Consider the following 12,336-nt stretch of genomic DNA (forward strand, 5'->3'; position numbering starts at 1 on the left):
ACTGTATGTTAATTGGCAAGGGATGACCACCATGAAAATCACCAGCTACTACCCCGTCATCATGACCCACGATGTCTATGCCACCGCCGATTTCTACACGGCGCATTTCGGTTTCGAGGAAAAGTTCCGAAGCGACTGGTACATCCATCTGCGGTCGACCGCCGACGCCTCGGTCCATCTCGCCGTGCTGAACGGCAGCCACGAAACAATCCCGGAATCTGGCCGTGGCCGGGTGTCGGGATTGCTTCTGAACTTTGAAGTCGAAGATCCCGATGAGATGTACGCCAAGGCAAAGGCCGCGGGTCTTCCGATCCTGATCCCGCTGCGCGACGAAGCCTTTGGACAGCGTCACTTCATCACGTCGGACCCCAACGGCGTCCTGATCGACGTCATCAAGCCGATCCCGCCAAGTGCGGAATTCGCGGAACTTTATGCAGAGGATTCATTGCCAAGGTGAGTCGTATCAAGGAGCTGCGATTCAAACTAGTGGAGTGGATTTGACATTCGCGACCCGTTTGCGGTGGGTTCGCACGCGAATGTCAAATCCAAAACTCCACTAGCAACTCATATTTGCTAGCGGTCCTTTGATTCTAACATTCGCAAAAGATTGCTGCTGAAAGGGGGGATGCGAATGTTAGAATCGGACCACTAGATCAAAGTCTCAGCTTTGAATTGCACTCCAGAACATCGACAGGCCTGCGACCAACATCAAGCCATCCATCAGCAGACGGAACGCGTCGGGGTCGAGCTTCACCACGAAACGCTTGGCAATGAAGGCGCCGACGAACAGCGACGACCCAGCGATCAATCCCTTCAGGATGACGTCCAGCGGCAGCGCGTCGAAGCGGCGGAAGGTCAATGCCTTGGTGATGTAGATCGCCAGCGAACCGGCGGCTTCGGTTCCGAGCAGCGCGCCCTTGACGAGGCCGTACGACATGAAAATCGGAACCGTCATCGGCCCGGTCGATGCGACGATGCCGGTGAGATAGCCCATCGCTGCGCCGATGATCGCGAGCGACCACAGCGGCAGCGTGAAATTTCGCGCCGCCATCCAGCGCCGCAGCGGGATCATCGCAATCAGAAACACACCGATAGTGATGTCCACCACGCCCGATGGCAGCGCGAGTAGCGTACGCGCGCCGAGCACAGCAGCCGGCACGGCGGGAATTGAATAGGCTGCGACCGACCGCCAGTCGACTTCCCGCCACCACGCAATGATGCGCGAGAGGTTCGCCATGATCGCCGCGATCGCCATGATCGGCACCGCCTGTTTCGGCCCGAAGGCGTAGGCAAGCACCGGTAGCAGCATGATCGAGGAGCCGGTGCCCACGATGCCGCTGATAATGCCGGCGGCGAGGCCGACGATGAGGATGAAGGCATAGATCAAGGATGCGGACCCGCGATGAGGTCGCTGACGTTATTGCAGCCGGTCGCGAGTCGCCTACCGCGATTTTATCCCTGCCCTTGCGTGAAGAATGTCCCGCAGCGCGAAAGTTACCCGCTGAACACACCGGTCGAATCGCTGAACAGTCCGAGGCCCTGCGGGGCCTCCGTCCGGGTCGCGCCGCCCGCCGGCATCGGATTCGTCAGCGAGGTGTTGTTGCCCCACAGTTCGCGCACGGCGTTCGACACCGGCTCGGGGCGATCGCCGGTCTGATACAGCGACCGGAAGACTGGCTGTGCGGGGGTCTGCAGCGACGCAACCTGAGTGGGTGCATCGGCCGGCGTTCGGGCCTGCGGGAAGCTCGAGAGGTACGCCGCGTTGTCGACCGGCGCGGCTGCCATGCGCGAGCCGGGGGTGACTCCGGCAGCCGCAATCGCGGTGCGGGCGGTCTGGGAATTCGCCGCAGCGTCATAGCGCGACGTCAGCACCGAATAAACCTGCGACACGCTGCGCGCGCTGCCGTCGCGATTGTAGAAGATCGAGCGGTTGGCGGCGGCGGCACTCGGAAACATTGCGGGGCCTGATACGCCCGGGCTGTCCTCGGCCTTGGAGATCAGCTTGGACGCGCCGCTCACGCCCATGAAATGCGCCATGTAAAGTTCACTGTCGGTCGGGCGGCGGCCGATCATGCCGGTCAGCTTGAAACTGTTGGATTGCGTCAGCACACCCGCCATGGCCGCGTTGGCTGCAGGGTCATCGCGCAATTTCAGAATTTCGTCCCGCGTCGCTGAGTCGCTGACCGAATAACGGCCCGACTCGGATTTGGAAATCGCATCGGCGTATTTGCCGAAACCGAATGCCGCCCCCGCCTCCTTCACCGTGCCGAGCCAGGTCTGCTCGATAAACTGGTAAAGCCCGCGCGCCGAGGAGGTCGAGGCCTGAGCCTTGGGATTGAGGTTGGATTCGATCTTCGCGGCCGAGATCAGATATTCGAAGCTGGCGCCGGTCGCGCTGGCGGCACTCTTGATCGTGCCCGCGATTTTCGCGCGCGCAGAATCCAGCCCAGCACTGATGGTTGTTGAATCGACCGCCATGTTTGGTGCCCGCTCCCCAGGAACCTTATCCAGCGTGCCGCATTTATAGTTAACAGGGGGTTAACGCCCCAAGTGTGCGCCGGCTAACGTCTGGCATGTAGCAGCCATGCGGCCCTGACATGCCCGAAGGTCTACGCTTTGCATTGTCCTGAGCATGATCAACGCACTCAGCATACCCGACGCGACATGGGCCTTCCTGGGGCTGATCGCTTGTCTGCTGGCTACATCGACCGCTCTGTTCTGGAGCATCGAGGATCAGCGGGCCAAGCGCAGGCTCCCGAAGGAGTGACCCGCGAAGGCTGTCCCTCCAGCGAGCGTCTAGCGATAGACCTTGGCGGGATCGAACAGCTTGTCGGCGTCGACGAATGTCAGCTTCGCCTCGCCACCCTCGCCGGTGACGGCGCGGTAGAAGCATGAGCGCCGGCCGGTGTGGCAGGCAGCACCCGTCTGCTCGACGCGGATCCACACCGCGTCCTGATCGCAATCCATCCGCATCTCCAGGACGCGCTGAACGTGACCGGAGCTTTCGCCCTTCTTCCAGAGCTTCTTGCGCGAGCGGCTGTAGTACCACGCCTCGCCGGTTGCGATGGTCTTGCGCAGCGCCTCGTCGTTCATGTGCGCGACCATCAGCACGTCGCCTGACGCGGCATCGGTGGCAACACAGGTCACGAGACCGGACGCGTCGAATTTGGGCTGAAAGACCAGCCCTTCTTCGGCGTCATGCGAGTGGGCGTGTGATGAAGTCACGGCGTCACCTTGTCAGAGAAGGCGCGGACGCCTTCGTTCAAAGGCTTATACGCCACGCACCATGTTGAGAAAACGGGCCTGTTCGTCGGGATTGTCCTGAAACACGCCGGTGAAGCGGGTCGTCAGGGTCTTCGCGCCTTCCTTGGCGATGCCGCGCACCGACATGCAGGTATGCTCTGCTTCCATCACCACCGCGACACCGCGCGGCTTGAGGATGGCATTGATCGCACCGGCAACCTGCGCGGTGAGATGCTCCTGGGTCTGCAGGCGATGGGCGAAAGCATCGACCAGCCGCGCCAGCTTCGACAGGCCGACCACCCGGTCCACCGGAGCGTAGGCGATGTGCGCCTTGCCGTAGAACGGCATCACGTGATGCTCACAATGCGAATGGAAGTTGATGTCGCGGATCAGCACGAAATCATCATAGCCCGCCGTCTCGCCGAACGTCCGATCGAGGATTTCAGCGGGGCACTGGGCATAGCCCTGAAACAGTTCGTCGTAGGCTTCGACCATGCGGCGCGGGGTATCGAGCAGGCCCTCGCGGCTGGTGTTCTCGCCGATATAGGCCAGCAGCGTCTTGACCGCCGCCTCGGCCTCACTGCGGGATGGCCGCACCAGGTCGGTGTCGATGGCCGAGGCCATGTAATCGGAAGCAGGGATTTCAGATTTTTCCGCCGGCTTGCCACTGCGGATCGGCTTGATGATAGCGTCCATTTCGTCTCCGTTCGACCGGCCCTGGTCCATGACAACCTCGATGGAGGGCCGGAGTGTCACCGGTTAGCCGCAGCAGCCAATCGGTTCGATTGAGCCGCCGGACGCCTATCCCGCATGTTCGCAGCAAATTTCAAGGAAATCCGTCTATATTTCCCTGCATCGCTGGAATGCAGACAGTTTATTCCTGCATCCAGGTCATTATATAGGCTCTGAGCCGCGACCGCCAAGGGCGGTAGACGGAAGGGGTCTCATGCAACAGCGAATTCGACCGCCATGCTGAACGACATCTACAACAAGAAAATCATCGAATTGGCGGGCAATATCCCACGTCTGGGGCGGCTTGCTGATCCGGATGCCTCCGCGACCGCCCACTCCAAGCTGTGCGGCTCGACCGTCAAGATCGATCTCAAGATGCAGGACGGCGTGGTCAGCGACTTTGCCCACGACGTCAAAGCCTGCGCGCTTGGGCAGGCCTCCTCCTCGATCATGGCCCGCCATGTCATCGGCTCGAACGCCACGGAGTTGCGCGAGCTGCGCGAGACCGTTCGCAAAATGCTCAAGGAAAACGGCGCGCCACCTGACGGCAAGTGGGCGGACGTTGCGGTGCTGGAGCCGGTACGCGAGTACAAGGCGCGCCACGCCTCGACGATGCTGACATTCGATGCAGTGGTGGATGCCGTCGGGCAGATCGAGGCAAAAGCCGCAGGCACCCTCACTCCGGCGCAAGCCTGACGGATTACTTCCGCTCAGCCGCAGCAGGTGCCGCACCGCCGGTCGGCGCGTGAGCCTCGGCGGTCCGCGTCCCGGGAACAAGCCCCGCGCCCTTCTCGGAAACATCGGAGATCACCGAAACCACCGGCGCATTCACCAAAGGTGGGCGCACCACGCGCTCCTGCGACTTCGATGTCGCGCTTCCCACGACATCGTCGGACATCCGCTTCGCGTCAGCCACCGCATCCATGGTGACCAGGTTGGTGAGGCGCAGTTCGTCAACGGATAATTGATGCAGCGGCTCCCACGGCGGGATGCTGAGCGCGAGCGACAACAGATCGCCGGTGCCACCCATGTCGAAGGTGTACTTCGCAAGGCGGCCGATATCGCGTTCGACGATCATCAGATCGTCGGCAGAATAACTGGCAGCCCTCGCATCGTCGGCGCGGTCGCCCATCCAGATCTGGTGCACGCGCACGCGCGCGCCTTCCGGCACAGTGCGCGTATTGCCCGACAGCAGCAGGAACACGCACATCGATTCACAATATGCATCGGGAAGGATGTCGCGCCCGGCGCGGCCCGCATTCTCCCGTTCGATCACGATGCCGACAGTGGTGCGCAGCCCAAGATTGCGCCAGCGCCGCCCGAGCGAAATGGCGTCCAGAACCGAACCGCCGCTGGAATCCAGCACCACCGTGCTGCCCTTGAGATTCCGGCCGCTGGAGAATTCCTCGAACTTCGCAGGCGTGTCGGAGGTGATGACGCCGACAGCGCCGATCCAACCGGCGCAATCGCGCTCGCACGCAGGCTGCGCCTCGTGCCATTTAAAGTTCATCGGAAGCTTGCGTTCCTCGAGAGTCGGAGACGCGCCGACCGTGCCGCCGAGCATGGCCGAGCCAGGCAGCGTGAGACAAATGGCGGCGGCGCAAATTCGCACCCAGCCGCTCCAGTTCAGCGACCCCACGACAAACAACTCGGTTCCTTCCCCGCCCTACTCGACAACGGCATCGGCCCCAACCCGCAACGACGATTCTGTCATACGGGTGTTATGGAAAGCGTAATGGTCTGCGGGATTCGCGTCCATTCGACTTTTGCTGCGGCGCAGTCAAAATCGTGCGATAATCCGTGTGGTGTGGCGCGAAAGACAACATGTTGCAGTTCCCTGCGCGGGAACTCATCATCCGGACGCCAGTAACTCCGGCAAGCGCCAAGGAACTGGACAGAACATTCACCAAGGCAATGAAATGAAACTTTCGGCCCGATGTCCCGAATGCGCCGGCGGGGTTCAGAATCTGCCGCGCAATGCCGGCCGTGGGATGATCTGGATCTATCGCCACACGCTTTCACCGCTGGTCGGCTTCAACTGCCGTCATCTGCCGACCTGCTCGGTCTACGGCGACGAAGCCATCGCACGCTTCGGCTTGTGGGCTGGCGGCTGGATGACGCTGGCGCGGCTGCTGCGCTGCCAGCCATGGGGTACGTCCGGCATCGACAACGTTCCTGCTGCAATCTCCGCCGACGCACGCTGGTATCTGCCGTGGCGTTACGCGCGCTGGCGCGGCGTCAACGACGACGGCTAGAACGTCGTGCAGCTCGCGCGAACCGCCGTCATCGCCGCGAGAGAAACACCGAGATCAGCGCCAGCACGAGGAAGCCGACGCCGACATAGCCAACCGCGTAATACATCTCGTGCGAGAAAAGAAAGCCGCCGATACCCGACCCGATGGCCTGGCCGATATATAGCCCCGACGTGTTCAGCGAGACCGTCGCGCTTGCGAACAGCGGCGCCGCACCGGCAAGCCGGACCTGTTGCATCGAGTTGGCCGATGAGAACGCCATGCCCCAGGGGACCATCGACGCCAGCATCACCGGCACGACGCCCGCGCCCAGCGCCCACATCGCAATTCCAACCAGCAGCATCGCAATCGCCGTCAGCGACGTCCGATAGGCGCCCCACGTATCGACGACGCGGCTCGCGATCACGTTTCCGATGAAACCCATCACGCCGTAAATGCCGAACGCGATGATCGCCAGCTCAGAGCTGCCGCCGAGTTTCGCGAACAATGGCCCGAGATACGTGAACACCACGAACTGCCCCGAGGTCTGCATCACGGTGATCACGAGCAGCAGCACGATGAGCGGATTGCGTACGAGATCGCCCCACGTCTTGAGATCGACCGGCGTACCGACAAGGCCAGCCGGAATCCGCCAGACAAGAAGCGCCAGGTTCAACAGCGCGATGACGCCGATGCCACTATAGGCAACACGCCACCCGATATGGCTCGCAACATAGGCCACCAGCGGCAGACCGATCGCCAGCGCCAGCGACCAGCCGAGAAATACGTACGACATCGTGCTGCCGCGCCGCTCCGGCGGCACCATCATCGCGGCCGTACCTGCAGCCTGCGGCGTAAACAACGCTGCAACCGCTAGCATCACCAGCCGGATCGCCATCAGGGTCGCGTAGTTCGGCGCGACCATGGATGCGAACTGCGCCGCAGCCATGATTGCCACGGTCACCGAAAGCAAAATCCGGCGGTCGAAGCGGCTGGTCAGCCATGCCGACACCGGCGAGCAGATGCACAGCACCACCGCGCCGAAAGTAATGAGCAGCCCCGCTTCGTGAATCGAGACGCCGAACTCATGTGACAATTCCGGCAGCATACCCGCAGGCGCGAGAATGCTCACGCCGGTGATAAAATTGCCGAGCATCAAGGCTGTGGGAGCAAAGCGTTTCACGCGGCGTTGTTAGCACACGAACGGTTAAATGCAATTGCATGAAAGCCATGCGTGGCGCAATCAGGGGCCGTGATGCCGCTCGCGATAGGTCCGGGTCTTCGCGCGGTTTCCGCACAGTGCCGAAACACACCAGCGCCGCGTCCCAGGCTTCGACCGATCGTAGAATACCCGATGACACTCATCCGAGGCGCACATCTTCAAGCGGTCCAGCGTCCCGTTCGCGGCGGCGTTGTACAACTCCGCAACGACCACTGATAAGCCGGCCAGTGCATCGTCCCGCGCAGGGCGCAGCGTCATTCCGGCGTCGTGCACCTCGACGGCGAGCGGAAAATGTTGCGTCATCCGGTTAAGTGCGCGACCGACGGTCTTGTTTCTTCTTCGGTCGTCCGGGTTGCATTGCAGATAGTCGCGCACGCTGGATCGAAGCTGAAGGGCCGTCTCGAACATCGCAGGCGTCATCTTTCCGCCGGAGCCGAGCTTCCGTTCCGACATCCATGCCGCGAGCCCTGCCGTATTGCCTAGCTGATCGCTTTGTGGATGCTGTACGCCATGATGTACGAACCGGCGCAGGTCGAGCGTGTTGGCAAAATCGTAGAGATTGGCCAACTCGTCCGGAACCTCGAACTTTCGCGACTCCTTCGACACGGCAACTCCTTGAAACACCAATAAATCAGTTTTAACGGTTGACATCAATCGACACCAGTTAGATGTTTATACTGGTGTGAATAAAAAGAGCCGCCCCGGCGGCCATCAGGGGAGGAACCATGACCACCGATCGAACGATCCCCAATCCCGGCCTGTTCTACGGCTGGTTCGTGGTCGCGGCCGCCTTCGCCGTGATGATGCTGGGCTTCGGCAGCGCCTACACCTTCAGCGCATTCGTCGAATCCCTGCAGCGCGACTTCGGCGCGTCGCGCGGCTCGGTGTCGCTGGTGTTCTCGCTCGCCGGGTTTCTCTATTTCGGACTTGGGATTGTCAGCGGTCCCCTTGCCGACCGCTGGGGCTCCCGCCGCCTCGCCATCGCAGGCATGATCCTCATCGGGCTCGGCCTTGCCGCTGCAAGCTTCGCGCGCAATCTCACGGAAGTTTATGTCGCTTACGGACTTGGCGTCGGCCTCGGCGTCGGCGCGTCCTACGTTCCGGCCATCGGCGCGGTGCAGCGCTGGTTCGTCAGACGCCGCGGCTTCGCATCGGGACTGGCCGTCAGCGGCATCGGTGTCGGCACACTCATCATGCCGCCGCTCGCCGCCTTCTTCATCGACACGCTGGGATGGCGGACCGCCTATCTCGTTCTCGGCGGCCTCACCGCCGTCGTCGGCGCCGGCATGGCGCTCCTGATCGAAAACGATCCGCGCGACCGCGGCCTCGGCCCCGATGGCGACGCCATGCAACCCGGCATTCAGTCGATGACGCCGACGGGAGCATCGGTTGGCGAAGCTGTCCGGTCGCGGCAGTTCATCAGCCTTTATATCGCGTGCTTGATCTGCTCGTTCGGCGTGTTCGTGCCGTTCGTGCATCTCGTGCCCTACGCGATCGACCATGGCGTGACGAAAGCGTCCGCCGTGCTGCTGCTCGGCGTGATCGGCGTCGGGAGCACTGTGGGGCGTTTCTTTCTCGGCGACCTCGCCGACCGGATGGGACGGCACACATCGCTGCTGGTGATGTTCATCGGCATGGGACTGGCGCTGGCGATCTGGGCCGTAGCAGCCAGCGTCTGGTCGCTCGCTGTCTTCGCATTCGTCTACGGTGTGTTCTACGGCGGATGGGTTGCGGTTCTGCCGGCCGTCGTGATGGATTACTTCGGCGGCCGCAACGTCAGCGGCATCATCGGCATTCTCTATACGAGCGTGGCATTCGGCACCCTGATCGGTCCCAGCGCCGCCGGTTTCGCATTCGACGCCAGCGGCAGCTACCTGGTGCCAATTCTCGCCAGCGTTGCCGCGAACATTGTCGCGGCGGGGATCATGATGGTGATGTCAAAGGCCGCCGCACCGGCCTAATCGCGATGGTCTAAAATCGCCGGGTTCACCGGAAACTGAACATTGCACCGCCCGAATCCGCTGCTATACAGCGGGTCCACCGCTTACCTGCGCCCGTTCGCAGGAGTGAGCCACAGGAGAACAGAATGACCGATAAAGACCCCTCCGCGCCCGGATTGAAGTACAGCCTCGCCAATCTCAAGCCCGTCGAGACCAACAAAGTGAAGGTCACCTTCCCCGACGGCGCGCAGCGCGAATTTCCCAAAGGCACCACCGGCCTCGACATTGCCAAGGGCATTTCGCCCTCGCTCGCCAAGCGCACCGTCGCCATGGCGCTGGACGGCGTGGTGTCCGACCTTGCCGATCCGATCGCGCAAGACGCGAAAATCGAATTCATCAACCGGGATGATCCCCGCGCGCTGGAGTTGATCCGGCACGATGCCGCGCATGTGCTGGCCGAGGCCGTGCAGACGCTGTGGCCCGGCACGCAGGTCACCATCGGCCCGGTGATCGACAACGGTTTCTATTACGATTTCTTCCGCAACGAGCCATTCACCCCGGAAGACTTCGCCGCCATCGAAAAGAAGATGCGCGAGATCATCGCGAAGGACACGCCTTTCACCAAGGAGGAGTGGTCCCGCGACCGCACCAAGAAGGTGTTCGCCGACAAGGGCGAGAACTTCAAGGTCGAGTTGCTCGACGCTATTCCCGACGACCAGTCGATCAAGATCTACAAGCAGGGCGACTGGTTCGACCTCTGCCGCGGCCCGCACATGACGTCCACCGGCAAGGTCGGCAACGCCTTCAAGCTGATGAAGGTGGCCGGCGCCTACTGGCGCGGCGACAGCAACAACCCGATGCTGACCCGCATCTACGGTACCGCATTCGCCAAGCAGGAAGAGCTCGACGCTTACCTCAAGCAGCTTGAGGAAGCCGAGAAGCGCGACCATCGCCGCCTCGGCCGCGAGATGGACCTGTTCCATTTCCAGGAAGAAGGTCCGGGCGTCGTGTTCTGGCACGCCAAGGGCTGGACCGTGTTCCAGGCGATCATCGCCTATATGCGCCGCCGCCTCGCCGGTGACTACGACGAGGTCAACGCGCCGCAGATGCTCGACAAGTCGCTGTGGGAGACCTCGGGCCACTGGGAGTGGTATCGCGAGAACATGTTCGCGGCGCAGTCGGCCGGCGACGAGGCGGAAGACAAGCGCTGGTTCGCGATCAAGCCGATGAATTGCCCCGGCCACGTGATGATCTTCAAGCACGGCCTGAAGAGCTATCGCGAGCTGCCAATCCGCATCGCCGAGTTCGGCGTCGTGCATCGCTACGAGCCATCGGGCGCGATGCACGGGCTGATGCGCGTACGCGGCTTCACGCAGGACGACGCGCATGTGTTCTGCACCGAGGACCAGCTTGCGGACGAGTGCCTCAAGATCAACGAGCTGATCCTGTCGACCTATGCCGACTTCGGCTTCGACGGCGAACTGACGGTCAAGCTCTCAACCCGTCCGGAAAAGCGCGTCGGCTCCGATGAAGCGTGGGATCACGCCGAAACCGTGATGGCGAAGGTGCTCGAGCAGATCGCGGCGCAAGGCCACAACCGGATCAAGACCTCGATCAATCCGGGTGAAGGCGCGTTCTACGGGCCGAAGTTCGAATACGTGCTGCGCGATGCCATCGGCCGCGAATGGCAGTGCGGCACCACGCAGGTGGACTTCAACCTGCCGGGCCGCTTCGGCGCGTTCTATATCGACGATCACTCCAACAAGGTGACGCCGGTGATGGTCCATCGCGCGATCTGCGGATCGCTGGAGCGCTTCACCGGCATCCTGATCGAGCATTTTGCGGGCCACTTCCCGCTCTGGCTCGCGCCGGTGCAGGCCGTGGTCACCACCATCACCTCCGATGGCGACGACTATGCACGCGAGGTTCTCGCCGCATGCCGCAAAGCCGGACTGCGCACCGAGATCGATCTCCGCAACGAGAAGATCAACTACAAGGTGCGCGAGCATTCGCTGGCGAAGGTGCCGGCCCTGCTCGTGGTCGGCAAGAAAGAAGCCGAAGGCCGCATGGTCTCGATCCGCCGTCTCGGCAGCGACGGCCAGACCGTGCTGCCGCTCGACGAGGCGCTCAAGTCGCTCGCCTATGAAGCGTTGCCGCCGGACCTGAAGCGGGCAAACGCCTAACAACGTTATGAGGCCTCTTCGGCATAATCCCGAAAAGTGGAAACCGGTTTTCGGATAAGATTATGCCTCTAAGTAAGTTTAGAGGCCTCATAAACTTCAAGCCTTGTTATCGCGGTCTGGATTGCCGATATCAGCGTCGCGCACCCCGATGGTGCGCCAACAGCCCGGATACAACATGCTCTATGCCATCGACCTCCTGACTACGCGCCGGTCCATCAAGCCGATCGAGATGAGCGGCCCCGGCCCTTCGGCTGCGGAGTTAGAGAAAATCCTGACCGTCGGCGCGCGCGTGCCCGATCACGGCAAGATCGTGCCGTGGCGTTTCATCGTATTTGAAGGCGATGCAAGAACCCGCGCCGGCGAGATTTTCGCGAAGGTATTTCGCGCCAAGAACGTCACCGCGACGCCCGATCAGGTCGAGACCGAGAAGAAGCGTTTCACCCACGCGCCGCTCGTCATCGCTGTTGTGAGCAGGACGTCGAAGCATCCCAAGGTGCCAATGTGGGAGCAGGAACTGTCGGCCGGCGCCAGCGCCATGAACATCGTTCACGCCGCGCACGCGCTCGGCTATGTGGCGAACTGGCTGACAGGCTGGATGGCGTTCGACCGTGATGTGCTCACTGCACTGGGGCTGTCACCGGATGAAAAGCTCGCGGGCTTCATCCATATCGGCAGGGCCGAGCGGCCCACCGACGACCGGCCACGCCCCGCGCTCAGCGAGATCGTGACGCGGTTTTAGAATCCGCACAGCGCGCCGATGGAACCAATGTGCGCTTTGCGAAAAT

At 62.1% G+C, this 12,336-nt stretch carries 13 protein-coding genes; 6 read left to right on the top strand and 7 right to left on the bottom strand.

From position 1 onward, the window contains the following. The first annotated feature begins 31 nt into the window (after window positions 1-31). Complete coding sequence (locus tag BN32_RS18940; RefSeq protein ID WP_040427292.1) at window positions 32-457, top strand: VOC family protein; 426 nt, start codon at window positions 32-34, stop codon at window positions 455-457. A gap of 204 nt (window positions 458-661) precedes the next feature. Here the strand turns inward: BN32_RS18940 and BN32_RS18945 are convergent, their stop codons facing one another. The 4 genes from BN32_RS18945 to folE form a co-directional block, all read right to left on the bottom strand. Continuing rightward, window positions 662-1,387: a sulfite exporter TauE/SafE family protein gene (locus tag BN32_RS18945; RefSeq protein WP_019196441.1), complete on the bottom strand. Its 726-nt coding sequence runs from the start codon at window positions 1,385-1,387 to the stop codon at window positions 662-664. A gap of 107 nt (window positions 1,388-1,494) precedes the next feature. After that, window positions 1,495-2,478 (bottom strand): lysozyme family protein, encoded by a 984-nt coding sequence (locus BN32_RS18950; protein WP_019196440.1) that lies wholly within the window; start codon window positions 2,476-2,478, stop codon window positions 1,495-1,497. A 318-nt stretch (window positions 2,479-2,796) separates the two neighbouring features. Next, complete coding sequence (gene hisI, locus BN32_RS18955; protein WP_019196438.1) at window positions 2,797-3,225, bottom strand: phosphoribosyl-AMP cyclohydrolase; 429 nt, start codon at window positions 3,223-3,225, stop codon at window positions 2,797-2,799. Between the two features lie 45 nt (window positions 3,226-3,270). Then, on the bottom strand, window positions 3,271-3,939 hold the full coding sequence (gene folE, locus BN32_RS18960) for a GTP cyclohydrolase I FolE (RefSeq protein WP_040427294.1): 669 nt from the start codon (window positions 3,937-3,939) through the stop codon (window positions 3,271-3,273). 273 nt (window positions 3,940-4,212) lie between these two features. Between folE and BN32_RS18965 the strand changes: the two genes are divergently transcribed. Further along, a complete protein-coding gene (locus BN32_RS18965; RefSeq protein ID WP_019196436.1) occupies window positions 4,213-4,671 on the top strand; it encodes an iron-sulfur cluster assembly scaffold protein in 459 nt (152 codons plus the stop codon). Between the two features lie 4 nt (window positions 4,672-4,675). Here BN32_RS18965 and BN32_RS18970 read toward each other — a convergent pair whose 3' ends face one another. After that, window positions 4,676-5,623: a COG3904 family protein gene (locus BN32_RS18970; RefSeq protein ID WP_040427030.1), complete on the bottom strand. Its 948-nt coding sequence runs from the start codon at window positions 5,621-5,623 to the stop codon at window positions 4,676-4,678. Between the two features lie 271 nt (window positions 5,624-5,894). On the opposite strand from BN32_RS18970, the gene yidD reads away from it, so the two are divergent. Next, a complete protein-coding gene (yidD, locus tag BN32_RS18975; RefSeq protein ID WP_019196434.1) occupies window positions 5,895-6,230 on the top strand; it encodes a membrane protein insertion efficiency factor YidD in 336 nt (111 codons plus the stop codon). A 28-nt stretch (window positions 6,231-6,258) separates the two neighbouring features. On the opposite strand, the gene BN32_RS18980 is transcribed toward yidD, so the two are convergent. Beyond that, complete coding sequence (locus BN32_RS18980; protein ID WP_173405801.1) at window positions 6,259-7,362, bottom strand: MFS transporter; 1,104 nt, start codon at window positions 7,360-7,362, stop codon at window positions 6,259-6,261. Window positions 7,363-7,449: 87 nt separating this feature from the next. After that, the gene (locus BN32_RS18985; RefSeq protein WP_040427296.1) at window positions 7,450-8,034 is read right to left on the bottom strand and encodes a CGNR zinc finger domain-containing protein; all 585 of its coding nucleotides are present in this window, start codon (window positions 8,032-8,034) and stop codon (window positions 7,450-7,452) included. Window positions 8,035-8,153: 119 nt separating this feature from the next. Here BN32_RS18985 and BN32_RS18990 point away from each other — a divergent pair, with 119 nt between their 5' ends. From BN32_RS18990 to BN32_RS19000, 3 genes are all read left to right on the top strand, one after another. Next, window positions 8,154-9,389: an MFS transporter gene (locus BN32_RS18990; RefSeq protein ID WP_019196431.1), complete on the top strand. Its 1,236-nt coding sequence runs from the start codon at window positions 8,154-8,156 to the stop codon at window positions 9,387-9,389. A gap of 125 nt (window positions 9,390-9,514) precedes the next feature. Further along, a complete protein-coding gene (thrS, locus tag BN32_RS18995; protein ID WP_019196430.1) occupies window positions 9,515-11,551 on the top strand; it encodes a threonine--tRNA ligase in 2,037 nt (678 codons plus the stop codon). Between the two features lie 175 nt (window positions 11,552-11,726). After that, window positions 11,727-12,290 carry a nitroreductase family protein gene (locus BN32_RS19000; protein WP_040427298.1) on the top strand — a complete coding sequence of 188 codons (564 nt, stop codon included), beginning with the start codon at window positions 11,727-11,729 and terminating at the stop codon, window positions 12,288-12,290. Window positions 12,291-12,336: the final 46 nt, after the last annotated feature.

It is taken from the genome of Afipia birgiae 34632 (genome assembly GCF_000308295.2).
Classification (GTDB): Bacteria; Pseudomonadota; Alphaproteobacteria; order Rhizobiales; family Xanthobacteraceae; genus Afipia; species Afipia birgiae.